Source organism: Rhizobium freirei PRF 81 (genome assembly GCF_000359745.1).
Taxonomy (GTDB): Bacteria; Pseudomonadota; Alphaproteobacteria; order Rhizobiales; family Rhizobiaceae; genus Rhizobium; species Rhizobium freirei.
Map to the genome: position 1 here is coordinate 175693 of NZ_AQHN01000072.1, position 25386 is coordinate 201078.

A 25386-nucleotide genomic window follows, 5' to 3' on the forward strand; every position below is an offset into this window, starting at 1 on the left:
TTTGGGGGAGCGCGCATGACGAAGACGCAAGGCGATATGTTGAGGGATGTCCCGTCTGGGCGGCTGCGACCGCTGAACCAGACAGAGATGAAATCCGCGCTTGCCGACCTCAGGCAGATCGCCGCGGCTGAACCGGCCATTGCCACCTTGCTGGCCGGCGAGAGCGCGCTTAGGGACTTCGTCGTCGCAGCGCTATCGCTGTCGCCGCATTTGCGCGAAACGGCCAATCTCGAGCCGTCTCTGCTGGTTGCAGCCATCGACAAGCCGCTTTCGCCGCAGATCGAAACCCTGGTTCAACAGGCCCGTAACGCCTGGCGTCCGGCGGAAGGCGAGGACCAGTCGCCTTCGGAGTCCGAGGTGATGAGCCGCCTGCGTGTCGCTAAGCGTCGCGCCTCTTTTCTCGCTGCCCTTGCAGACCTCGCGCGCATCCATGATGGCAGGACAACGACCCGCTGGCTGAGCGAACTGGCGGAGGCGGCAATATCCGCGGCGATCGATCATCTGCTGTTCTCTTCGCACGAGGCAGGTAAGATCTCGGTTGCCGATCCCGCCGCTCCGAGCCGGAATTCCGGCCTGATCGTTCTTGGCATGGGCAAGCTCGGCGCCAAGGAACTGAACTACTCCTCCGACATCGACCTTGTCATCTTCTTCGACGAGATGGCCGGAATCGTTCCCAATCCGGAAGATGCGATCGATATCTTCCCGCGGCTGATGCGCCGGCTGGTGCGCATTCTGCAGGAGCGCACGGCGGATGGCTATGTGTTCCGCACCGATCTGCGCCTGCGCCCCGATCCCGGTTCGACGCCGCTTGCGATCCCCGTCGATGCGGCGATGATCTATTACGAGGGCAGGGGACAGAATTGGGAACGCGCCGCCTTCATCAAGGCGCGGCCGGTCGGCGGCGACGTTGCGGCGGGGCAGGCTTTCATCCGCGACCTCGTGCCCTTCGTCTTCCGCAAATATCTGGATTACGCCGCCATTGCGGACATTCATTCCATCAAGCGGCAAATCCACGCGCATAAGGGCCACGGCGCGATCGCGGTCAAGGGCCATAACGTCAAGCTGGGCCGTGGCGGTATTCGCGAGATCGAGTTCTTCGTACAGACGCAGCAGCTGATCGCCGGCGGCCGCATGCCGGCGCTGCGCAGCCGCGCCACCGAGGAGACGTTGGCCGAACTGACCATTGCAAAATGGATCGATGCGGAAACGCGCGACGAGCTGGCCGCCGCCTACTGGTTCCTTCGCGATGTCGAGCATCGCATCCAGATGGTGCGCGACGAGCAGACGCATCTGCTGCCGGAAACGGATGCAGAGCTCAGGCGCATCGCCTTCATGATGGGCTTCCCCGACGTGCCGGCCTTCTCCGAGGCTCTTGTCAGCACCCTGAAGACGGTCGAGCGCCGTTATGCACGCCTGTTCGAGCAGGAAACGAAACTGTCATCCGAAACCGGCAATCTGGTCTTTACCGGCCAGGGCGACGATCCCGACACGCTGGAGACGCTGCGCCACCTCGGCTTCGAAAGGCCGTCGGATATCGCCAATGTGATCCGCACCTGGCACTACGGGCGATATCGCGCCACGCAATCGGTCGAGGCACGCGAACGTCTGACGGAGCTGACGCCGGAACTGCTGCGGGTGTTCGGCGAAAGCAAGCGTGCCGACAAGGCGTTGCTGCGTTTCGACAGCTTCATTTCCGGCCTGCCGGCGGGCATTCAGCTCTTCTCGCTGCTCGGCACGAACCCGGCGCTGCTTTCTCTCATCGTCAACATCATGTCTTCGGCACCGCGCCTTGCCGAGATCATTGCCGCCAAGCCGCATGTCTTTGACGGCATGCTGGATCCAAGCCTGATGGCCGAGTTGCCGACGCGCGATTATCTGGCCGAGCGCCTCAAAAGCTTCCTTGCTCCGGCAAGGCATTATGAAGAAACGCTCGACCTGCTGCGCATCTTCGCCTCCGAACAGCGCTTCCTGATCGGTATTCGCCTGCTGACGGGCGCGATCGGCGGGGGCATGGCGGCCCGCGCCTTCACCTACCTTGCCGATCTGATCGTCGAGGCAGCGCTCGATGCTGTCATGAAGGAAATCCGGGCAGCGCATGGCGAATATCCCGGTGGCCGTGTTGCCGTCGTCGGAATGGGCAAGCTCGGCAGTTTCGAGCTCTCGGCCGGTTCCGACATCGATATCATCCTGCTCTATGATTACGACGATACGGCCGGCGAATCTTCCGGTTCGAAGCCGCTCGATGCCACGCGATATTTCACGCGCATTACGCAGCGCCTGATCGCGGCCCTTTCGGCGCCTACGGCCGAAGGCGTGCTCTACGAGGTGGACATGCGCCTGCGTCCCTCCGGCAACAAAGGCCCGGTCGCGACGCGCATCAATTCCTTCGAGAAATACCAGCGCGAAGAAGCCTGGACCTGGGAGCATATGGCGCTTTCGCGCGCTCGCCTGATCTGCGGCGACGAGGAACTGGTGAACGATGCGGAGCGCGTCATCGGCGAGGCTCTTTCGACAAAGAGGGATGTCGCCAAGATCGCCAAGGATGTTCGCGAGATGCGCGCCTTGATCGAACAGGAAAAGCCGCCGGAAAGCATCTGGGATCTGAAGCTGATCCCCGGCGGGCTGATCGATATCGAATTCACCGCGCAATATCTGCGGCTGATCGCGCCGGCGCGCGGCGTCGGTATCGACGCTAATGGTCTCAGCACGGCCGAAGCGCTGAAGTTGCTCGGCGGCAGCCTGATGGATCGCAATGATCTGGAGGTCTGCCTGGAGGCTCTGCAACTCTACACGGAAGTGTCGCAGCTCATCCGCCTTTGCATCGACGGTACGTTCGATCCGAAAAACACGCCTTCGGGGCTGATCGAACTGGTCTGCCGCGCTGGCGATTGCCCGGATATCCGCATGCTGGAAGCGGAGCTGAAGCGACTGTCGAAGGCGGTGCGGAAGGTATTCCAGGCGACGGTTGGAAGCTGATCAGCGCTGATCCGGGATGCGGATCGCGATGACCGTGCCGATGCCCTCGCGGGAGCGGATACGCATGCGACCCTTATGCAGCACCGTCAGCGAGCGTGAAATCGCAAGCCCGAGGCCGGAGCCGCCCTTGCTCTTCGCATATTGGCTCTGCACCTGCTCGAAAGGCTGGCCGATCTTGCTCAGCGCCGATTTTGGTATGCCGATGCCGGTATCGGCGATGACAAGCATCACGGCATCGTCGATCCTTCGGGTGCGAACCGCGATGCGGCCGCCGTCATTGGTGAATTTCACCGCATTGGAGAGCAGATTGAGCACGATCTGCTTCATGGCCCGGCGATCGGCGCTAAGCTTGATATCGGGAGAAATGCACTGCTCGACGAGAATGTTCTTGTTCGCCGCCGGAATGCGGGTGAAGCGCAGGCATTCTTCGATCAGCGGCGCAAGATCGACCTCCTCGCAGCTAAGCTTCATGTGACCCGCCTCGATCTTGGACATGTCGAGGATGTCGTTGATGACGTTGAGCAGGTGCTTGCCGCTGTCGTGGATGTCCTTGGAATATTCGTTGTATCGCGGCGAGCCGAGCGGGCCGAACATCTGGTCCTGCAGGATCTCCGAGAAGCCGAGGATGGCGTTGAGCGGCGTGCGCAGCTCGTGCGACATGTTGGCGAGGAATTCCGATTTCGCCCTGTTGGCGGCTTCGGCGCGTTCCTTCTCCGCGAGATAATTGGTGTTTGCGGTCGAAAGCTCCGCCTTCTGCCGCTCCAGGATCTGCCGCGATGCCGAGAGATCGTTGATCGTCGCCATCAGCCGGCGCTCGGATTCGCGAAGGCGTTCCTGGTTGCGCTTCAGCTGCGTGATGTCGGTGCCGACGGAAACAAGGCCGCCGTCGCGGGTCCGGCGTTCGTTGATCTGCAGCCAGCGCTCGTCGGCAAGCTGCACTTCCGTCGTCTGCGAATGATTGGAGCGGCCGGGATCGACGATGCGCCGTTCGATGACGGGCCGAACGGCGGCGGCATTGACCACGGCGCGCTCTGTACCGGGCACGAGCACATTGTCGGGCAGGCCGTAAGCCTGCTGGAAGTGGACGTTGCACATCACCAGGCGATCGTTCTTGTCCCACAGGACGAAGGCTTCGGAGGTGCACTCGATGGCGTCAGCGAGCCGCTGATCGGCTTCGGCATAGCGCTGCGCCAGGCGATGCTGCTCCGTCACGTCCATGGCGATGCCAATCATGTGAACGCGGCCGGAGTTGGTGCGGATGACCTGGGCGCGGGCGCGCATCCAGACGTAATGTCCCTTGGCGTGGCGGATGCGCAGGATCTGATCCACCTGGCCGGCGCTGCCGCGGCTGACGGAACGGGCCAGCATGTGCAGGCTGCTATCGTCAGGGTGCATCAGCCGCGCTGCGTCGGAAAAGGCGAGCGGCTTGTCGGCAGCCGGCAGCCCGAGCATGTCGTACATCGACCGCGACCAGAAGAACTTGCGGCTGGCGAAATCGAAATCCCAGAGGCCGCAGCGACCGCGCGAGAGCGCCGTCTCGACGCGCAGGTTGGATTCGAGAAAGATCTCGTCGGCATCGCGTGCCCGTCGCACCTGTGTGTAGTAGGCATAGAGAATGACGAGCAGGATGGACGAAATGCCGGCAAAGATCGTGACGTTGAGCGTCAGCTCATCGCGCCAGAGCTTGTCGATCTGCTCCATCGATGCAACCGACAGAACGAAATCACCCTTGTCGCCGATCAGGGAGATCGCGGCATAATAAGGCTCACCGCCGATCATCGTCTCGATTACGCCGGCATGGTCGCCGAAGTTGCTGATGGCGGATACTTCCGGAAAGAAATCGGAGATCAGCATCCCGATATAGGCGGAGCCGGCGGCGGATGAGCCGAAAACACGCCCGCTCGACTGCACCAGCAGAACGAATGCGCCGGCATCGAGCCGATCTTGCGGGAGATAGGTGGCCAGCTTGCGCTCGGCGTTGCGGCGGTCACCCGCCTGGAACATGCTGGCATCGTTCGAGAACGCGGCCGAGGCAGCGGCGATGGACAGCGACGTCGTGCGCCGGGCCGAAGCGGCCATCCGGCCATGTTCCGTCAGCATGCCGAAGACATGCGACGCGGCCACGACCATGAGAAAGGAAACGATGAGAACGGGGATGATGCGCTTGAGGATATGTTCGGTCTGCGGAAAACGACGCGAGATCGTCTCCACCCGTATATCCGCTCGATCGGTAACACCGCTATGCCAGGACTTCAGACCGTCGAAATTAACACGCAGCCGTCCATCGGCCGCGGTTGCCCGCCGCACGTCCACCATCGCCTTAGCCTTGTCCCTCGTGTGATTCGCTGCGCCGCTCGCCCGAATCTGCCCTAATGAATCACTCGTGATTCGGCTTGTCCAGAGGGGAAGGTAAAACTTTATTAACCATCTGCGATTTCAGCGCATTTCACACACGCAGCGGTAAGTTGCGCGCGGCCGGGACTCGTTGAAGCTGAAAAGGCCGAGGCAAATCGGCCTTCCAAATCGGCATAGGAAGTGGCCGAAATCACTTCTTGAGAATGCGGTCCACGATGTCGCGCACATCGGTCGAAAGACCGCCGGCGCGCTCGATCCGCACCAGCGCCGAGCGGGCGTGGTCTGCCCGCACCGGCTCCAGCAGGCGCCAGGATCGCATGGAGGTCAGGATACGGGCAGCGAGCTGCGGATTGCGCTGGTCGATATCCAGGATCTCGTCGGCGAGGAAATTGTACCCGGCGCCGTCGGCACGGCCGAAGCCGGTCGGGTTGGCGAAGGCGAAGGTGCCGAGCAGGGAGCGCATGCGGTTCGGGTTGCTGCGCTTGAACAGCGGCGCTTCCATGAGGCGCTGGATGCGCCCCAGTGCTTCCGGACCGGGGATCCCCGCCTGGATGGCGAACCATTTGTCGATGACGAGTGCATTTTCGGAGAAGCGCGCGCGGAAATGCTCCAGCGCCGCTGCGGTCTCGGTGGTATCCGGAAATTGATGTGCGAGAATCGTCAGCGCCGCGCTGAGGTCGGTCATGTTGTCTGCCGCATCATAGGCGGCCTTGGCACGGGTCGGAGCGCCGTCCATGTGCGAGAGATAGCTCAAGGCCGCGTTTCGCAGGGCCCGGCGCCCGGCGCTTGCGGCATCCGGGCTGAATGGGCCTGATGTTTTCATGCTGTCGTAGAGCGCGGCAAAGATATCTTTGCCGGTTTCGGCAACACGTTTGAGGATGGCCTGGCGCGCCGTATGGATGGCATCGGGATCGGTGTCGCCGCCGAGCTCGCGGGCAATGTCCGCTTCGCTCGGCAAGGCAAGCGCCTGAGCCCGGAAAGCCGGCTCCAGGCTGTCGTCATTCGCAGCAGCCAGCAAGGCGTCGACGAAGGCGGAATCGCAGTTGACGGCAATGCCCTGGCGGACATCGCGAGCTGCCTGCAGCAGATTGGGCAGCCCGAGGTCGATCAACGCCTGCCAGCGGGCGAAATGGTCGGTCTCGTAGCGCGCGATCAGCACCAGATCGGCGGCACTCTGGTTGAATTGCAGATTGATCGGCGTCGAGAAGCTGCGGTTCAGCGACAGAACCGGCCGCGACGGGATGCCGTGGAAGACAATCTCTTGGGCTTGTTCCGTCAGATGCAGCACATCGTCGGTCAATTCCGCCCCGCTGACGGACGTCGGGGTGATCGCGGTGCCGTCCTCGGCCAAGAGCGCCATGCGCAGCGGGATATGCATCGGCTTCTTGACGGCCTGACCCGGCGTCGCCGGCACCATCTGCTCGAGCGACAGGGTGAATGTCTTGCCATCGGCATCATAGGTGCCGGAGGCCGTTACGAGCGGCGTGCCGGCCTGATGATACCAAAGCGAAAACTGCGCGAGATCGCGGCCGCTCGCATCCTCGAAACATCTAACGAAGTCTTCGATCGTGACAGCCTGGCCGTCGTGCCGATCGAAATAGAGATCCATGCCCTTCTTGAACAGATCGCGGCCGAGCAGGGTCGCGATCATGCGCGTGACTTCGCTGCCCTTCTCATAGACGGTTGTCGTGTAGAAATTGTTGATTTCGCGATATGTCGTCGGTCGCACGGGATGGGCGAGGGGGCCGCTATCCTCAGGAAACTGTTCCGATTTCAGATGACGGACTTCCGCGATGCGCTTGACTGGACGCGAACGTTCGTCGGCAGAAAATTCGTGATCGCGATAAACAGTCAGGCCTTCCTTCAGGCAAAGCTGGAACCAGTCGCGGCAGGTGATGCGATTGCCCGTCCAGTTGTGGAAATATTCGTGCGCGATGATGGCTTCGATATTGGCGTAGTCGGCGTCGGTGGCGGTTTCCGGATCAGCCAGGACGTACTTGTCGTTGAAGACGTTGAGGCCCTTGTTTTCCATCGCTCCCATGTTGAAGTCCGACACGGCGACGATCATGAAGATGTCGAGATCGTATTCACGGCCGAACCGCTCCTCGTCCCACTTCATCGAACGCTTCAGCGCATCCATGGCGTAGGCGGCGCGCGGCTCCTTGCCATGCTCGACATAGATCTTCAGTGCCACTTCACGGCCGGACATGGTCGTGAACGTATCCTCGACGACACCGAGGTCGCCGGCGACGAGCGCGAAGAGATAGCTCGGCTTCGGGTGCGGATCGAACCAGGCGGCAAAATGCCTGCCTTCGCCATAGCCGGCGCCGCCAAGGAAGTTGCCGTTTGACAGCAGCAGCGGATTTGCCTGCTTGTCGGCAATGATGTTGACCGTATAGGGCGCGAGAACATCCGGCCGGTCAGGGAAATAGGTGATGCGGCGGAAGCCTTCAGCCTCGCACTGTGTGCAGTAGATGCCGCCGGTGCGATAGAGGCCCATCAATTGCGTATTGGCTTCCGGATTGATCACCGTCGTAATCGTAATCTCGAAGGGCGTGCTTTCCGGCAGGTCGCGAACGGTCAGGCCGTCGGGCGTGGCGTCATACTGTCCGGTGGGCAGTTCCGCCTGATCGAGCAGCAGGCCGGAGAGCACCAGCTCGTCTCCGTCCAGCACCAGCGGCGCCTTTGGGTCGGAGCCTTCGCGGCGATGAAAGATCAGCCGCGCTTCCACCTTGGTTTCGGTCGGATGCAGATCGAAAGTAAGGTCCACGCGTTCCAGAACGAAGTCGGTAGGACGGTAGTCTGCCAGATTTACGATCTGGCCGGTATCTGTTCGCATGGTCTATCCTGATCAGGCTATGCATTTTGCGGCACAGTCCGAAGCCCTCCTCCGGACTGAAAGTGGCTGCATCATTACATCGAAATCTGAACCAAAGTTAAAGTCATATCATTACATAGACATGTTCTGTTACGACACAGCAAATATTTGCTCGGCGAGCCGCCTTGTTTGTCCGGTCGGGTGCCACCTCGAGACGTATACTCGTTCTCACTGTGGCTGCCCGCCTGCTGCTTGTCGTAGCTATCCGGGCAATCGCTGCGGCAAGGGCGATGGATCATGATTGCGACGCCATTCTGGAAAGACATCCAGTTTGCTCAGAGAAACAGCCACTTAAAGTAAATTATTTGTTTAGCCTCTTGCGGTATAAGCGCACCTACATAACTATAGCATGCTATAAGATGTCGGAATTATGATCGATTCCGGTGAATTCGTTCACAAAAATAAAACATCCTCCTTTTGTAGACAGTTGAGAAGGGCACCCCAAGGAGGCCCGATTGAGCTTTTCTATCGAGCAGCTTGCGCGTCATCCCAAATTCATGGCGTCGCTGCGCTTTCTTGCGGAGGCGTTGCGGAATCGTTACGATCATGGTCCCAGGATCGCGCGCATGCTCGCCTCGCATCAGCGCTGGCTTCTGACGCAGACGGCCTATGCCCTTCATCTTGAATATGATCCGGAAGTGCCCGGCTCCGGGCTGACGGTTGTCGGTCTTCGCGATCTGATCACGCAGCATCGCGTTGCCAGTCGCAACACCGTGCTGAGCTTCATCGACGAGCTGCTCACCTACCGCTTCCTGATGCTTGCTCCCGGCACTGTCAGGCGCCCGCGGCGCTACGTGCCGGCCGAGATCAGCCACACCGGGATGTTCGGCTGGTGCCTCTCCAACCTGGCCGCGCTTGATTTGCTTGACGATGGCGGCCGTGCTGCCGCACTCGCCGCTTCTCCGGAATTGATGGACCTGGCGCAGCCTCGCATGGCTCGCCATTGCCTGGAAACGGAGGCCTGGCGCGAACCGCCGGAATGCGTCGGCCTGTTTCTCTGGACCGAGGCCGGCGGTCTCGTCGTCGATTACATCATGTCGCAGCTGGATTTGAGCGGAGAAACCGACGCCCGGATCGATGTCGGTCGCGTCGATGCGCGGGCCCTTGCAACGCATTTCATGATATCGCGCACCCATCTGCAGCGTCTCCTGCGCAAATCCGCCGACCGCGGCGACATAGGCTGGCACGACGAGACGAGGAAAACGCGGATGTGGATATCGCGTGATTTTCTGGATCAATATTGCAGATGGCAGGCTGTGAAGCTTGCGGCGATCGATGAGGCTTTTGCCTGGGCGCAGGCCGCTGCGGGGCGGTCCGACCCGAAGACGTGATCTGATCTGACTATTGCCGGGTTTGAATGCCCGGCTTTTTCAGACGCATCTCGCAGAGAAAAGCAAGGCGAGATCAATGCCTTGGATCCCGCTCAGACTTCCTTATAGAGGAATGCTTGCCGCTGCCGCGCGGGCGCTCCCGTCGCGGCATTCGTCTCCGTGAAGATGACGCGCGCGCTCGAACTCCTCTGCAGCCCGCACGGCGGAGCCGATGTGCCCGACCGAATCGAAGAGAGCGACAAGCGAACGCAAACCCGAAGACATGATACAATTCCTGAAAGATAGAACGCCAAGCTGACACGCGATTCGCGCGCCTGTCGATTAGAGCATTTCCAGGAAAAGTGCGTAGCGGTTTTCCGTCCGGAATGCGTTGGGAAACAAGAAGATAGAGCGTTTTCGCGATTCGAAGAAAAGCGGAAATGCTCTAGCAGGCGCGGAAATCGGCGAAAATGGCGGTGGGTCGGCCGACGCGGGCCGAAACGCCTGTTCCTCGGGCTGTCATCTGCTCATTGGCGGCGATGCCGAGGTTGCGATGTCCGTTTGTGGCGCGCACGGGCTCGAGGGCGCGACGCAGGGTGTCAAACCCGCTGTGAATAGGACGAAAACGTGCAGTCATTGCCTTGGTTCCTTTCGAGATTCCTCCCAAGACAGGGCTATATATTGCAGCGCAACATCAATTTTGCAATGCACAACACCGAGGGACTGTCATGCCTAAAACGCATGACTGATGTCATATTCCGTTAACTGTGGCGGGAATCAGCCTAAAATTTCGGCGTCAATGCGGCTCTTGAAAGCCAGCAGATCATTCCATGCAAGCCGCTTGTTGATAGGCGCGGTGAGCAATTCCTGCGGATGAAGGCTGGCAATCGCCGGTATGGTTCGGCCAAGAATGCTGATATCCCGCCATTGTCCGCGCAACCCATGAATAGTTTCGGCGCTTCCGAAGAAATGCCGCGCGGTAAAATTGCCGAGCAGCAACAAGGCCTTCGGTTCGGCAAGGGCAATCTGTCGTTCTATGAACGGGCGGCATATCTCGATTTCCGGTGCGGAGGGCGCGCGGTTGCCGGGCGGGCGCCACGGAATGACGTTGGTGAGCAGAATCCCGTCCCGCTGCAAGCTGATAGCGGCCAGCATCTTGTCCAGCAGCTGACCGGCGCGGCCGGCAAACGGCGTACCTTCCCGATCGTCGTCGGCACTCGGCATCGGGCCGATCACCATGATTCGGCCTTCTGGCGTGCCGCTGGCAAAGATCGTCGAGCGGGCGCTGTTCTTGAGATTGCAGCTGTTGAAGGCTTCGATCGCGGTCTTGAGCTCGCTGAGCGAGCGCGCGCTTTCAGCGGCGAAGCGGGCTTGTTCGACGGCCTGTTCGTCAGGAATAGCAGGCGCATTGCGCGGTGAAGCGGGAGGCGGTGCCACGGCTGGCTTTGCGGACTGACGGCGATCCGGCTGCGCTTTTGCCGTGGGCTGCGGTGCTTCCGGCCGAGGCGCCGCCGCCCTCGCCCCTTGCCGGGCGGCACGCATGGCCTCGAATTCGGCGAAACGATCGACCGGCTCATCTTCCAGCAGCCAGTCGACGCCGGCATCTGCATGAAAATGCAGAAGGGCGGCAAGTTCGGCCGATGTGAGGTCGCTGGCGGAAATCATGAGGGAACTCTAGAGCAATTCCAGGAAAAGTGCATAGCGGTTTTCCGTTCGGAATTGCGCGAAAAAAAGATAGAGCCTTTCGCGATTCGAAGAAAAGCGAAGGGATTCTAGCCAAAGCGGCGCGGGAACGAAAGGGTGAGGGAGCCCGCTATCTCACGCCGTCCACTGGCCGATGTCCTCGCGCTCGCCGATCAGGGCAAGACCATGGGCGATCGACAGCAACTCGCCGCCGGTCTCGATGCGCTCCTGGCCGAAACGTTCCGTGAAGATGCGGCGTACTGCCGGCACGAAGGACGTGCCGCCGGTTAGGAACACCTTGTCGATGGCGTCGGGCGACGTGTTCGTGGTGGTCAGTACGTCGTCGAGGGCGCCTTCGATACGGGCGAGATCCTCGGCAATCCACGTTTCGAAATCGGCGCGGCGAACGTGCCGACGGCCGGCCTTGCCGAGCGGCGGGAAGCTGAATTCCGCCTCCTCCTCGGCGGAAAGCGCCATCTTCGTCGCCGATACGGCCTGATAGAGCGGATAGCCTTCATCATGCTCGACGAGATCGATAAAGGTCTCGAGCTTTTCGGGCTCCAGGCTGCTGCGCACCAGCGTCTTCAGATCGGCATATTCGCGCGAGGTCTTGAAGATCGAGAGCTGGTTCCAGCGGCCGAAATTGGCGTAATAGGAGGAGGGCATTTCCAGCAGCTTGTCGAAGCTCTTGAAGAAGCTGCCCTTGCCGATAGCCGGCGAGACGATGTTGTCGATCATCCGGAAATCGAAATGATCGCCGGCGATACCCACACCGGAATGGCCGATGGGAGTAGCCGTGAGCTTTCCGGCGATGGTCTCGAAGCGGATGAGGGAATAGTCCGTCGTACCGCCGCCGAAGTCGGCCACCAGCACGGTCGCATCCTTCTTCAGGTTCTGCGCGAAGTAGAAGGCGGCGGCCACCGGCTCGTAGACATAGTGAATTTCGGGGAAGCCGAAGCGGGCCAGCGCGGCATTGTAGCGCTCCGTCGCGAGCGCCGGATCCGGGTTGGCTCCAGCGAAATGAACGGGCCGGCCGGTGACGATCCGGGAAACGTCGCCCGGCCAGCCCTCTCCGGCATAGGCGCGCAGCCGCCGCACGAAAATCTCCATCAGATCTTCGAAGCTGTGGCGCTTGGCGAAGATCAGCGTGCCCTGAAAGAGCGCGCTTGCGGCAAAGGTCTTGATCGATTGCAGGAAGCGGCAATCGCCGGGATTGTCGATGAACTGGCGGATGGCCGCATGCCCGGCCTCGACCTTCAGCGCTGCCGCTCCAAGCCCGGGGTCCTTCATGAAGGAAAGCGCCGTGCGCATGCTGTCTGCCGTACCTGTCGCACTGCTGAAGGCGACCGATTGCGTCGCGCGTCCATCGGCCATCGCCAGGACCGTATTCGTGGTGCCGAAGTCGAAACCAAGCGCCCGAGCCATGCCCGCACTCCCTTCCGTCGAAATTGTATGGATTGGGGCAAAGCCCCTTATGAGGCGCAAGGCGTGCCCTTGTCGCAAAGAGGGCGCGTCATGACATGGCCGGACTTCAAGTTCAAGACGTGAAGGGGGTTTTATTTTCCCCTGCAGCAGATCCGTCGGCTACGCCACCGCATGTGATGTGCTTCGGCCCTCTCGCAAATGAAACGGGCGCCTTTCGGCGCCCGCCATATCATTCCGCGGCAATGGCTGTCGGCGGCTCCTTGTGATGCGGGTCCTTGTCCTTGCGCTTGCCGAAGCGGGCAAGGAAATCGTTCAGGCGGTTCATCTCAAGGAAGATGACCGGCGTGATGAACAGCGTCAGGATCTGCGAAACCACCAGGCCGCCGACCACTGCGATACCGAGCGGTTGACGCAGCTCCGAGCTCGCGCCGCCGCCGAGTGCGATTGGCAGGGCACCGAGCAGGGCGCAGAAGGTCGTCATCATGATCGGGCGGAAACGACGGATACAAGCCTCGTGGATCGCTTCCGCCGGCGACATGCCCGTGGTCGAGCGCAAAGTTTCGAGCGCCACGTCGATCATCATGATCGCGTTTTTCTTCACGATACCGATCAGCATCAGCAAGCCGATCAGCGCGATGATCGACAGGTCGAAGCCGAAGATCTTGAGGGCAAGCAGCGCTCCGAGAGCGGCAGCCGGCAGACCGGAGAGAATGGTCAGCGGATGGATGAAGCTCTCGTAGAGAACGCCCAGAACCACGTAGATCGTCAGCACCGCGGCCAGGATCAGATAAGGCGTGCTGCCCTGCGACTGCTGGAAGATCTGTGCCGTGCCGCCATAGGACGTGAAGACGTCCGCTGGCATGTTGAGATCCTTCTTGATCTGCTCAATCTGCGCCGTGGCATCGCCGAGAGCCTCGCCGGCCGGCAGGTTGAAGGAGACGGTGGTCGAAACGAGCTGGCCGGTCTGGTTGATGGTGACGGGGCCGGTCGTGCGTTCGACATGGGCGAAGTTGGACAGCGGAACGAGAACGCCGTTTGCAGAGGCGATCCGGACTTCCTGCAGCCTCTGATCATCCCAGGGCTTGGAGGTGTCGAACTCGACGATGACATTGTAGCTGTCGCCGGTCGACTGAATCTGCGCGGCGTTGTAACCGCCGAAGCCTTCCTCGAGCGACGTGCGCAACTGATTGTTGCTGATGCCGTAGGCCGAGGCCTTTTCCGTGTCGACGACGATATTGGCCTGCAGGGCGTTGTTCTGGGCATCGGAGGCGACGTCCGTGAAGCGCGGATCGCGCCGCATCTCGTCTTCGATCTTGCCGGCCCAGAGGTTCGTCTGGTCGGCGCTCAGGGCCTGAACGACGAGCTGATACTGGCTGGCCGTCTGGCGGCCGCCAAAGCGCAGGCTCTGCTGCGGTGTGATATAGGCCTTGAGGCCGGCAATCTTGCTGATGCTGCCGCGCAGTTCCCGCAGGGTCTGATCCAAGGGCTCGCGTTGATCCTTCGGTTTCAATTCGACATACATGGTGCCGTTGTTGAGCGGCTGGCGCGCATTGCCGCCGACGATGGACATGACGTGGGCGACGGCCGAGTTCTGCTTGACGAGCGCGGCTGCCTGGTTCTGCAGATCCTGCATCGCCGGGTAGGAAATATCCTGCCGGGCCTGCGTCGAAATCGTCAGGCGGCCGATGTCTTCGGTCGGGAAGAAGCTGGCCGGCAATACCATGAACAGGTAGGCCGAGAGAGCGACGGAGGCGAGGAAGCTCATCAGCACCGTACCGCGATGGCGCAGACACCAGGCAACGCCCCTGTCATAACCGCGCTGAGTCCAGTCGAAGCCTTTGTTGAAGAGACGCACCGGATAAGGCGCGTCGTCATGGCCGGCCGACAGGCGGGAGCTCAGCATCGGGGTGACGGTGAGCGATACGATCGCCGAGGATACGATCGCGATGGCGACGACCATACCGAATTCGTTGAAGATGCGCCCGACGACGCCGCCCATCAGCAGGATCGGAATGAAGACGGCGATCAGCGAGATCGACATCGAGATGATGGTATAGCTGACTTCGGCCGACCCCTTCAGCGCCGCCTCGAGCACCGGCATGCCTTCCTCGACATGCCGCAATATGTTCTCGAGCATGACGATGGCATCGTCCACCACAAGGCCGACCGCAAGCGTCAATCCGAGCAGAGAGATGTTATCGATACTGTATCCGAGCACATACATCATGCCGAAGGTCGCAACCAGCGACAGCGGCACGGCAAGGCCTGGAATAATCGTTGCCGTGACGTGGCCGGTGAAGAGATAGATCACCAGCACGACAAGGCCGATCGTCAGCAGCAGCGTGAACTTCACGTCCGAGATCGCATCACGGATCGGCTGGGCCGAATCGTTCATGACGATGGTCTTTACCGATGCCGGAATTTCCGCATGCAGCTGCGGCAGCTTGGCGTTGATGGCATCGACGACATCGACGGTGTTGGCGTCCGGCTGTCGCTGGATGGCGAGAATGATCGCCCGCTTGCCGTCGTACCAGGAGCCGGTATTGATGTTCTGCACGCTGTCCTGAACGTCGGCGACATCGCTCAGATGGATCGGCGCGCCCTTCGGATTCGCGATGACGAGCGAGCGGAATTCCGCGGCATTGGTGCGCTGTGTATTGGCATTGATGGTCATGCTCTGCGAATTGTTTTGCAGAGTGCCGACCGGGACCTGGCTATTGGCGGTCACGAGCGCGCTGTTGACGGTGTCGATGCCGATGCCGCGATTTTGCAGCTTGGCGGGGTCGACCTCGACGCGCACCGCGTAGGTTTGTGCGCCGAAAACAGTCACTTCGGCAACGCCGGGAAGCGTCGACAGCGATGGTGAGATGATGTCCTCGGCGATTTCGTCGAGCTTGCTGCGCGGCATGGTATCGCTCTGCACGGCAAGCAGCATGACCGGCGCATCGGCGGGGTTGGTCTTGCGGTAGCTCGGCGGCGTCGTCAGATTGTCTGGCAGCTGCCGTGTCGCGTGCGAGATCGCCGCCTGAACGTCGGCGGCCGCGGCATCGATATTGCGGTTGAGATCGAACTGCAGGACGACGCTGGTATTGCCGAGCGAGTTGGTCGACGAGATTTCACTAATGCCCGGGATCGTTTCGAACTGCTTGATCAGCGGCGTCGAAACCGATGTCGCCATCGTTTGCGGCGAGGCGCCGCTCAACTGCGCGGTGACGTTAATGGTCGGGAAATCGACCTGCGGCAACGCCGCGACGGGCACGAGCTGATAACCCGCCATGCCCGCCAGGACCACGCCCAAGGCCAGAAGCGTCGTCGCGACCGGCCGCCTGATACAGAAACTGGGTATCATTGCTGCGCTCCGACGGAGATCGTTTCGGTTTTCTGCCCCGACTGATCGTCAGCCGAAGCAAGTTTCTGCGGTGCGGCGTCGCTGAATTGTTCGACGACGTTCTGGCCGTCGTTCAACTGCACCTGTCCTTCGGTAACGACATGATCGCCTTCCGCAAGGCCCTTGGCGAGAGCGGTGAATCCGCCGTTCTGCCGCGCCACGGTGACAGGGGTCATATGCACCTTGTTGTCCTTGACGACATAGGCGAAGAAGCCGTCCGGTCCTGGGCTGATCGCAACCGTGGGGGCGACGATGACGGGCTGGTTGTCGTTGAAATGCACGACGATGTTGACCGACTGGCCGGGCCAGATGGCGCCGTTGGCATTGTCGAACTTCGCCTTGGCAAGAATGGTGCCGGAGGCGGCATCGACCTGGTTGTCATAGAAGCTCATCGCACCCTGGCGCGATTTGCCTTCCGCGGACCGCGGCACTGTGCTGACCGGCACGGCGCCTGCCTGCATGGCCTCTTCGAGCTCGCGGAGGTGGCTCTCCTGCAGATGGAACTTCACATAGATCGGATTGTATTGCGCGATCGAAACGATGGCCGTTCCTGCGCTGACATAGGCGCCGACGCTGAGCTGCACGTTGCCGAGGCGACCGTCATAGGGCGCGCGGATTTCGGTGTGTTCCAGAAGCACCTGATCGGATGCGAGCTGCGCCTTGTCGCCGTTGACCGTGGCGACTGCGGTATCGCGCGCGGCGACCGCCTGGTCGACGGTCTGCTGCGTGCCGGCATTGTTGAGCAGGCTCTTGGCGCGGGTGAGGGCTGTCTCTGCCGCCGTCAGCGTCGCCTGATCCTTGGCCAGCGTCGCCTGATCCTTTTCGACCGTGGCCTGTGCGGTGCGGGCATCGAGCTTGGCAATGAGGTCGCCGGCCTTGACCATGGCGCCGTCCTGCGCCTCGACCTCTACGATGAGCCCGGCTTCCTGGGCTGCGATCGTCGTCGTATCCTGTGCGTCGGCCCAGCCGGTGGCCGTCACGTCGTTCGGCAGCGCTCTCTTCACAACGGCAACCGTTTTGACGGCGGTGGGACCGGAATCGCGCTTGCGGCCACTTGCCTGTGTCGTCTTGCTGCTGCTCTTGGTGTCTGCGGAGGCCTTATCAACAAATGTGGAGAGAAAAGGAATACGATCGCGGTAGCCCCAGGCAAAAAGGGCTGCAACGACAAGAAGGCCGAGGGGAAGCCAAAATTTTTTCATATTAAAGAACCGGTCAAAGCGAGTTGCAGAAAGCGCGATGACTTTGAGGTGTACTTATTGCGCCGCACAACAAAGACGAGCTTCGCCGCAATCCATCACATCGCCGTTACCGCTAACGTTCGGTAATTCTGTCCCTATAACGTGAATTGGTGAACGCTGATCCAGTGCAATTTACCACAGTTCGGCGGGACGAAAAATTAAAGCTTGGAAAGCTTTCGCATTGCCTCGAATTGTGCGGCGCAGCAAACGGTCAAATGACTATTTTTTATTGCCGTTATGTAATAATTGGACGGCAGAGCATGCCTATACAGCATTTATAGTGGAGAGATGGGTCGCAAAGCTCATGGCGGCCGCTTTCATCGCTCACGCAATTGTGTTGTCGGACCCTGTTTACAAGGGTCCGCTCTTCGGTCGTGCGACGACTTCAAAGAGCGCGCGCCGCGCCGCCGTCGCAGCGGACCATCGTTCCCGTCACATAGCTTGCCGGTTCGCTGCACAGAAAGGCGGCCGTCGCTGCGAATTCCTCGATGCGCCCATAGCGGCCGGCCGGAATGCGCTGCTGACGCTCGGCGCTGATATCTTCCAGGCTTTTGCCGCTGCGCTTGGCCGCGGCCGCGTCGAGGTCTGCCAGCCGGTCGGTGGCGATGCTGCCGGGCAGAAGCATGTTCACGGTGATCCCATGCGCCGCCACCTCGCCGGCCAGTGTCTTGCTCCAGCCGACGAGAGCAGGGCGCAGCGTATTGGAGAGTGCCAGATTGGGGATCGGCTCGATGACGCCGGAGGAGGCGACGGTGAGGATGCGTCCCCAGCCTTGAGCCTTCATGCTCGGCAGCAACGTGTTGGTCAGGCTGATGATCCGGGCGACCATGGAGAAGAAGTAGGTTTCCAGCCGGTCGGCGGTGATGTCTTCCGCCGTTCCGGGTGTCGGGCCGCCGCTGTTGTTGACGAGAATGTCGATGCCGCCGAGCTTCTCGGTCACGGCCCTGCTGACTGTCTCGACGAAGTTCTCGTCGCTGAGATCCGCCCAGACCCAGTCGGCCCGGCCTTTGCCTTCGGCATTGATGGCCTTGCAATTGCTGTCAAGCCGTTCTCCGCTGCGGCCGCAGAGAAGGACGTTTACGCCCTCTCGCGCCAGCGCAACGGCGATGCCATGCCCCAGGCCCTTGGACGAGGCGAGCACCAGTGCACGTTTCCCATCAATCTGAAGATCCATGTTCATCACCCTTCATTCTATTCGGAACTCTCGACGCATACTTATAGAGCGCCACAGACCGCCTTTGAAAGCTCTACCGGGGTAGACGTCGCAAATGCGATCAAAATATTGACGTTAACGTAAAGGTAATTTAACTTGATCGTCGCGTTGGGTGAATTGGAGGATTGCCTGTCGCTTCCCGGCTCGACAATCCCTTTCCATTTTGACAAGAGATATCTGAAACGGGGAAGATACCCAAAGGGGATGGGGCTGCGATCCAACAGAGTGGGATGCCGGCCAAGCGGAGAGAGTGAATGACTGACGCGAGCGAGCTGCCGGAACGCGAGAGCATGGAATTCGACGTCGTGATTGTCGGGGCGGGTCCTGCGGGGCTGTCTGCGGCGATCCGGCTGAAGCAGGTCAATCCGGATCTGACGGTCGTCGTGCTCGAAAAGGGGGCAGAGGTCGGTGCGCATATCCTCTCTGGCGCCGTCGTCGATCCGATCGGCATCGATCGCCTGCTGCCGGGCTGGCGCGAAGAGGAGGGACATCCCTTCAAGACCGAGGTTAAGGACGATCACTTCCTCTTCCTCGGACCCGCCGGCGCCCTACGCCTCCCGAACTTCATGATGCCGCCGCTGATGAACAATCACGGCAATTATATCGTCTCGCTCGGCAATGTCTGTCGCTGGCTCGCCGAGAAGGCGGAAGCGCTTGGCGTCGAAATCTATCCCGGCTTTGCCGCAACCGAAGTGCTCTATAACGACGAAGGCGTCGTCATCGGCGTGGCGACCGGCGACATGGGCATCGAGAAGAACGGCGAACCCGGACCGAACTACACGCGCGGCATGGCGCTGATGGGCAAGTATGTGCTGATCGGCGAGGGCGTGCGTGGCTCGCTCGCCAAGCAGCTCATCGCCAAGTTCGATTTGTCGAGAGACCGCGAGCCGCAAAAATTCGGCATCGGCATCAAGGAACTCTGGCAGGTCAAGCCCGAGAATCACCACCAGGGCCTGGTGCAGCACTCCTTCGGCTGGCCGCTCGGCATGAAGACCGGCGGCGGCTCGTTCCTCTATCATCTGGAAGACAATCTGGTTGCCGTCGGTTTCGTCGTGCACCTCAATTACAAGAATCCCTATCTCTATCCTTTCGAGGAATTCCAGCGCTTCAAGACACATCCCGCCATTCGTGGCACCTTCGAGGGCGGCAAGCGCATCTCCTATGGCGCCCGCGCCATCACCGAGGGCGGCTACCAGTCGGTGCCGAAGCTGACCTTCCCCGGTGGCGCGCTGATCGGCTGTTCGGCCGGCTTCGTCAACGTTCCCCGCATCAAGGGCAGCCACAATGCGGTGTTGTCAGGCATGCTGGCGGCAGACAAGATCGCCGATGCGATTGCCGCCGGCCGCGCCAATGACGAAGTGATCGAGATCGAGAATGAATGGCGCCAGACGGATATCGGCAAGGATCTGAAGCGCGTCCGGAACGTCAAGCCGCTCTGGTCGAAGTTCGGCACGGCGGTCGGCGTGGCGCTCGGCGGCCTCGACATGTGGACGAACCAGCTGTTCGGCTTCTCCTTCTTCGGTACGCTGAAGCATGGCAAGACGGATGCGGCCTCGCTGGAGCCTGCTTCCAAGCATCAGAAGATCGACTATCCGAAGCCGGATGGTATTTTGACCTTCGATCGCCTCTCCTCGGTGTTCCTGTCGAATACCAATCACGAGGAAGACCAGCCGGTGCATCTGCAGGTCAAGGATATGGCGCTGCAGGTATCGTCGGAGCATGACGTTTTTGCCGGTCCGTCGACACGCTACTGTCCGGCAGGCGTCTATGAGTGGGTGGAGAAGGACGGCAAGGAAACGTTCGTCATCAATGCCCAGAACTGCGTCCACTGCAAGACCTGCGACATCAAGGACCCCAACCAGAACATCAACTGGGTTCCGCCGCAGGGCGGCGAGGGACCGGTCTATCCGAATATGTGAGACGAAATGACCGAGATCGAACAAGGCGCCTGGACGATCCGTTCGGCCAGGGCCGACGAGCTGCATTTGCTCGCCGCGATCGAGATGGATGCCTTCTGGGCTCTGCATGAGGCCGGCGCGGTTGCCTGCGAGCCTACCTCCCTGCCTCTCGATGTGCTGCGGCAATCTCTGGCGGAGCAGCAGCTGCTCGTTGCCGCTGATAGCGAAGATCAGCCATTCGGCTTTCTCGCCGGCATCCGCAAGGACGGTTGCGTTCACATCGCCGAAATCGATGTCGTCAGGCGCTGGCAGAAACAGGGCGTCGGAAGGCGGCTGCTGGAGGCTTCAATTGCGGCGGCGAAGGCACAAGGGGCTGCGGGCGTCACCTTGACGACGGACCGCCACGTCGCGTTCAACGCGCCTTTCTATGTTTCGGCGGGATTTCGCATCCTGGCTGAGGGAGAGAGGCCGAGCGTTCTCACGCAGATCCTCGAAGATGAAATCGCCCACGGTGCCGACCCGGCCAGACGCGTCGCAATGGCGCTCCGATTCTGATCCTTTTCCGGCGAGGCACGAGAGCAAATAGAAAAAGCGGCCCAAGGTTTACTCTGGGCCGCCGATCGAAGTGTCTGTATCCGCAGGGTGAGATTCAATGCTGGGCGGGCTTGCGGGCGAGCAGGCCGGTAGAGAGGGCGACGCCAGCGCCGGTGACGATCGCGGCGGCGATGCCAGCCACGCCGATTTCCTCGCCGAGCAGGAAGCCGCCGCCGATAGTGGCGAGAACCGGCGTAATCGCGGTGAAAGCTGCGGCCTGCGTGCCACCGAGAGCCTGAACGGCGAGACCGTACGCGAGCGTTGCGGCAAGGCCGGACAGCAGGCCCTGGCTGACGATCTGCAGGCCGATTTCCGGCAGTGGCACCGAAGTCAGCGAGCTGCCGAAGATGGCTGCCAGACCAAGGTGGATCAGGAACGACCAGACGGCGATGACTGCGCTCGATTGCACCGCAGTCAGGCCCGAGCGGCGGAAGGCGTGCGTGTAGCTCGCCCAGAGCACGGCGGCGAGCGGCAGCAGCGTGAAGCCGGTCCAGGAAATCTGCACGCCATAGAGACTACGCGCCAGGAGGATCGCGACACCGGCGACGATGCCGCCAAGGCCGAGCCAGCGGGTGATATCAAGCCGCTCGCGAAAGAGCAGGACGCCGATCAGCGCCGTTGCCAGCGGCATGGAGCCGCCGAGCAGGATGCCGGCCGACGAAGCTGGCGTGAACTGGATGGCGAAAGTGGTCAGCTGGAAGAAGAGGGCGCCGGAGCCACAGACCATCAGAGCCAGCAGCCTCAACGGCACGCCTTTCGGGAAGAGGCCGGTCCGCCACCAGACGGGAGCCAGCACCAGGGCCGGCACGCCATAGCGGATCAGGCCGAGGTCGATCGTGCTCATTTGCGTCTCGGCCGTGTGGCGCGTGGCGAGGATCCAGTTCGCCCAGATCAACACCGTGACGACAGCGCCGGCATAGCCGATCGCGGTGGGAGTTGCCTTGCGGGTGGAGACAGACAAAGCGGTCATCGACGTATCCTTTCCAACAATCCGGTTTATCGTTCGAATGAGGAAAACATAGCGCCAAAGGTGGAGGCATGTCCTTGCTAGTTATGGCTCGAAAACCATGCTATGGGCAATAATCTGCCAATATGAATAGTTGAGCTTCTCGAATATGCCAAAACTTGATAAATTCGATATTGCGATCCTCAACTGCCTTCAGGAGGATGCGCGCGCCACCAATGTCGAGATCGCCGAGCGCGTGAATCTCTCGCCGTCCCCCTGTCTTCGGCGCATTCGCAATCTGGAAAAATCGGGGCTGCTGCGTGGCTACAGAGCCGACATCGATCGCAAGGAGGCCGGTCTCGGTCTGACGGTCTTCGTCGAGCTCAAGGTAGGCCATCATTCGAAGGAGAATTCCGAAGCACAGCAGGCCGCTTTGCTTGCTATTCCGGAGATTGTCGCCTGCCATTTGATTTCGGGAACGGCCGATTTCCTGGCAGAAGTCGTCGTGGAGGACCTTGCCGCCTATGAGAAGGTGATGTCGGAAAAGCTTCTGGTTCTTCCCGGCGTGGTCGATCTGCGCTCTAATTTCGCGATCCGAACCATCAAGACCAACGGCGCGCTGAAGCTGCCAATGCCGGAGTGAAAATGAAAAAGGGGCCGTTGCCGACCCCTTTGCGATGAGAATTCGATTATCTTCAGAGCATCGTGCCGCTGAGGATCATTAGTGCCACAGAGAAGTAGATTACCAGGCCCGTCACGTCGACGAGCGTCGCGACGAAGGGCGCCGATGCGCTGGCCGGGTCCAGCCGCAGCCTCTGCAGGATGAACGGCAGCATCGAGCCGGCGAGCGAGCCGAAGGTCACGATGCCGATCAGGGCTGCGAAGACGGTGAAGCCGACCAGCTGCCAGTGCGGGCCGTAGTCGAAGAGGCCGAGGCCCTGCCAGGTTACGATGCGGGCAAAGCCGACGAGGCCGAGGATCGCGCCGAGCACTATGCCGGTCGGCAGTTCGCGGAACGCGACCCTCCACCAGTCCGAAAGTTTCAGTTCGCCGAGCGCCAGCGCCCGGATGATCAGCGACGTAGCCTGAGAACCGGAATTGCCGCCCGAGCTCATGATCAGCGGGATAAACAACGTCAGAACGACGGCCTTTTCCAGCTCGCCCTCGAAATGCTGCATGGCGCTCGCGGTCAGCATTTCTCCGAGGAAGAGTGCTGCGAGCCAGCCGGCACGCTTGCGGATCATGCCGCCAAAGCTGATCTTCATGTAGGGCTGGCCGAGAGCTTCCATACCGCCGAATTTCTGCGCGTCCTCGGTGGTATCGGCGATCATCGTGTCGATGACGTCGTCGACGGTGACGATCCCCAGCATATGACCCTTGTCGTCGACGACGGGCAGCGCCAGCAGGTCGTGGCGCCGGATCAGACGAGCAACATCTTCCTGCTTCATCAGCGGCGGTGCCGTGACCGGCGTGCCCTTCTGGGCGACGGTGAGGATACAGGCATCGGGCTCGCCGGTGATCAGGCGGCGCAGCGTTACGACGTGCATGAGCACATGCGTTTCGTCGTCCAGCACATAAATGGCATAGACCGTTTCGCGGGAGCGCTCGACCTGGCGAATGTGATCGAGCGTTTGCGCAACTGTCCAGCTTGCCGGCACGCTGACGAATTCCGTCGTCATGATGCCGCCGGCCGTGCGCGGCGGGTAGCCCATCAGTCCCTGGATCGCCTGCCGGGCGTGCTCGTCGAACGTGGCGAAGAGCCGTGCGCGGGTGTCGACGTCCATCTCCAGCAATACGTCGGCGACGCGGTCGTTGGACATGCCATGCAGCAGCCGTGCGGCATCCGCATTGCCCATGACCTCAAGAATGCCGGATGCATTGCGCAGTTCCGGCCGGTCGAGAATGCGCACGGCGCGCTCTTCCGGCATCTTGGCGAGGATGCGTGCGGCTTCGGCCGCATCGAGCACATTCAAGGACTCGACGCGTTCCGCGATGGTCACGCCGCGGTTGTTATTGATAAAGGCGCGAGCGGCATTGCCAGCCCGCATGGGAAAGCTGTTGATATTCATTATAGCTCGCCTTTCCAGTCGATCCGCCGTCGTAGCGGATCGTGGCGAGCCGACAGGAGTCGGTTAGTGCACGAATGCTACTGACGGCAAAGGCAATCGACTACTACTGTCGCTAGGCATCGAAAGATGGCTCCGGTTAATCGGTATGGAAAAACGCTGTTCCCCATGTGCGGAGAAGTCGCGCCGAAGGCATAAAAAGTCAAGAGGTGGAAGCAGTTTAAGGCCCAGTGTCGCAAGAAAAATTTGCTTAGGCGGCTGAAACTTGTGCGATGCAGCAATTTGGGGTGTAACTCTGTAAAAATGCAATGGCCGGATGTCTTGCATCCGGCCCAAATTGTTGTGAACTCTGTCGATCAGAAGCCCGCCAGGACGACCTTGCCCTTCATCTTGCCGGTCTCGACAAGGGCATGCGCCTTCTTCAGATTGGCCGCGTTGATCGTGCCCGCGGTCTCGGTCAGCGTCGAGCGAATCTTGCCCGCATCCACCAGCTCCGCGACCTTCGTCAGCAGCTTGTGCTGCTCGATCATGTCGGCGGTGTTGAACAGAGGGCGAGTGAACATCAGCTCCCAGTGGATCGACACGGCCTTGCGTTTGAAGGGCACGACATCGAGCGTCTTCGGGTCGTCGATCAGGGTGAACCGGCCCTGGGGCGCAATGGCGTCGACAATCGATGCGATGTGATCTGCGGTATTCGTCGTGGAGAAGATGAAGGCCGGTGCGCCGATGCCAAGCGCCTCGATCTGCGGCGCAAGCGGCTTCGAATGGTCGATAACGTAATGGGCGCCCAGCTCCTTGACCCAGGCCTGGGTTTCCGGCCGTGATGCCGTTGCGATGACGGTGAGGTCGGTCAGGGCGCGCGCGATCTGGATGGCAACCGATCCCACGCCGCCCGCACCTCCGATGATAAGGATGGCGTTCGTCACGCCGGGCACGGGGTCCTGCACCTTCAGGCGGTCGAACAGGGCCTCATAGGCGGTGATGGAGGTCAGCGGCAGTGCCGCGGTAGCTGGGAAGTCGAGGCTCTTCGGCTTGGCGCCGACGATGCGCTCATCGACGAGATGGAACTCGGCATTTGACCCGCCGCGGTTGATGGCGCCTGCATAGAAGACCTCGTCTCCCGGCTTGAACATGGTGACCTCGGGACCGACAGCCTTGACGATGCCGGCCGCATCCCAGCCGAGGATTTTGTACTCACCTTCGCTCGGAGCGACGTTGGCACGGACTTTGACATCGACCGGATTGACGGAAACCGCCTTCACTTCGACGAGCAGGTCACGGCCCTTTGCTTCTGGCGTCGGCAGTTCGATATCGATCAGGGATGTCGCTGCGGAAATGGGTTGCGGTTGCTTGTAGGCGACTGCGCGCATGGGAGAAGCTCCTCGGTTTGTTGCACAGAGGCTAGATGCGCATTAT

Annotated in this window: 17 protein-coding genes; 5 read left to right on the top strand and 12 right to left on the bottom strand. The window is 61.0% G+C overall.

Annotated features, from left to right (window positions below; translation table 11 throughout):
* Positions 1-15: 15 nt before the first annotated feature.
* Entirely contained in the window at positions 16-2976 is a 2961-nt protein-coding gene (locus RHSP_RS19875) for a bifunctional [glutamine synthetase] adenylyltransferase/[glutamine synthetase]-adenylyl-L-tyrosine phosphorylase (RefSeq protein WP_004121682.1), read from the top strand.
* Here the strand turns inward: RHSP_RS19875 and RHSP_RS19880 are convergent, their stop codons facing one another.
* Both RHSP_RS19880 and pepN read right to left on the bottom strand, forming a co-directional pair.
* The gene (locus tag RHSP_RS19880) at positions 2977-5292 is read right to left on the bottom strand and encodes a PAS domain-containing sensor histidine kinase (RefSeq protein WP_004121690.1); all 2316 of its coding nucleotides are present in this window, start codon (positions 5290-5292) and stop codon (positions 2977-2979) included.
* A gap of 229 nt (positions 5293-5521) precedes the next feature.
* Positions 5522-8170, bottom strand: a complete 2649-nt coding sequence (pepN, locus tag RHSP_RS19885; protein ID WP_004121699.1) for an aminopeptidase N — start codon at positions 8168-8170, stop codon at positions 5522-5524.
* A gap of 494 nt (positions 8171-8664) precedes the next feature.
* Between pepN and RHSP_RS19890 the strand changes: the two genes are divergently transcribed.
* Positions 8665-9540 carry a hypothetical protein gene (locus tag RHSP_RS19890; protein ID WP_004121702.1) on the top strand — a complete coding sequence of 292 codons (876 nt, stop codon included), beginning with the start codon at positions 8665-8667 and terminating at the stop codon, positions 9538-9540.
* Positions 9541-9642: 102 nt separating this feature from the next.
* Here RHSP_RS19890 and RHSP_RS35165 read toward each other — a convergent pair whose 3' ends face one another.
* The 7 genes from RHSP_RS35165 to RHSP_RS19920 form a co-directional block, all read right to left on the bottom strand.
* Positions 9643-9804, bottom strand: a complete 162-nt coding sequence (locus tag RHSP_RS35165) for a hypothetical protein (protein ID WP_167332663.1) — start codon at positions 9802-9804, stop codon at positions 9643-9645.
* Positions 9805-9964: 160 nt separating this feature from the next.
* A complete protein-coding gene (locus RHSP_RS19895) occupies positions 9965-10156 on the bottom strand; it encodes a hypothetical protein (protein ID WP_037153128.1) in 192 nt (63 codons plus the stop codon).
* A gap of 140 nt (positions 10157-10296) precedes the next feature.
* Positions 10297-11184 (bottom strand): uracil-DNA glycosylase, encoded by an 888-nt coding sequence (locus tag RHSP_RS19900; protein WP_004121705.1) that lies wholly within the window; start codon positions 11182-11184, stop codon positions 10297-10299.
* A 153-nt stretch (positions 11185-11337) separates the two neighbouring features.
* Positions 11338-12627, bottom strand: coding sequence for an Hsp70 family protein (locus tag RHSP_RS19905; protein ID WP_004121709.1), 1290 nt, complete (start codon positions 12625-12627; stop codon positions 11338-11340).
* A gap of 229 nt (positions 12628-12856) precedes the next feature.
* On the bottom strand, positions 12857-15976 hold the full coding sequence (locus RHSP_RS19910; RefSeq protein WP_004121711.1) for an efflux RND transporter permease subunit: 3120 nt from the start codon (positions 15974-15976) through the stop codon (positions 12857-12859).
* Entirely contained in the window at positions 15973-17214 is a 1242-nt protein-coding gene (locus RHSP_RS19915; RefSeq protein WP_004121713.1) for an efflux RND transporter periplasmic adaptor subunit, read from the bottom strand. The genes RHSP_RS19910 and RHSP_RS19915 overlap by 4 nt, the downstream gene beginning before the upstream one ends.
* 424 nt (positions 17215-17638) lie before the next feature.
* The gene (locus tag RHSP_RS19920) at positions 17639-18427 is read right to left on the bottom strand and encodes an SDR family oxidoreductase (RefSeq protein ID WP_037153286.1); all 789 of its coding nucleotides are present in this window, start codon (positions 18425-18427) and stop codon (positions 17639-17641) included.
* 293 nt (positions 18428-18720) lie between these two features.
* On the opposite strand from RHSP_RS19920, the gene RHSP_RS19925 reads away from it, so the two are divergent.
* On the top strand, positions 18721-20385 hold the full coding sequence (locus RHSP_RS19925) for an electron transfer flavoprotein-ubiquinone oxidoreductase (RefSeq protein WP_004121718.1): 1665 nt from the start codon (positions 18721-18723) through the stop codon (positions 20383-20385).
* Positions 20386-20391: 6 nt separating this feature from the next.
* Complete coding sequence (locus RHSP_RS19930) at positions 20392-20919, top strand: GNAT family N-acetyltransferase (protein WP_004121721.1); 528 nt, start codon at positions 20392-20394, stop codon at positions 20917-20919.
* Positions 20920-21013: 94 nt separating this feature from the next.
* Here the strand turns inward: RHSP_RS19930 and RHSP_RS19935 are convergent, their stop codons facing one another.
* Positions 21014-21928: a DMT family transporter gene (locus tag RHSP_RS19935; RefSeq protein WP_004121724.1), complete on the bottom strand. Its 915-nt coding sequence runs from the start codon at positions 21926-21928 to the stop codon at positions 21014-21016.
* A gap of 145 nt (positions 21929-22073) precedes the next feature.
* On the opposite strand from RHSP_RS19935, the gene RHSP_RS19940 reads away from it, so the two are divergent.
* Positions 22074-22547 carry an Lrp/AsnC family transcriptional regulator gene (locus tag RHSP_RS19940; RefSeq protein WP_004121727.1) on the top strand — a complete coding sequence of 158 codons (474 nt, stop codon included), beginning with the start codon at positions 22074-22076 and terminating at the stop codon, positions 22545-22547.
* Positions 22548-22599: 52 nt separating this feature from the next.
* Here RHSP_RS19940 and mgtE read toward each other — a convergent pair whose 3' ends face one another.
* Complete coding sequence (mgtE, locus tag RHSP_RS19945; protein ID WP_004121731.1) at positions 22600-23973, bottom strand: magnesium transporter; 1374 nt, start codon at positions 23971-23973, stop codon at positions 22600-22602.
* Positions 23974-24326: 353 nt separating this feature from the next.
* Positions 24327-25340, bottom strand: a complete 1014-nt coding sequence (locus RHSP_RS19950) for a zinc-binding alcohol dehydrogenase family protein (protein WP_004121734.1) — start codon at positions 25338-25340, stop codon at positions 24327-24329.
* Between the last annotated feature and the right edge of the window lie 46 nt (positions 25341-25386).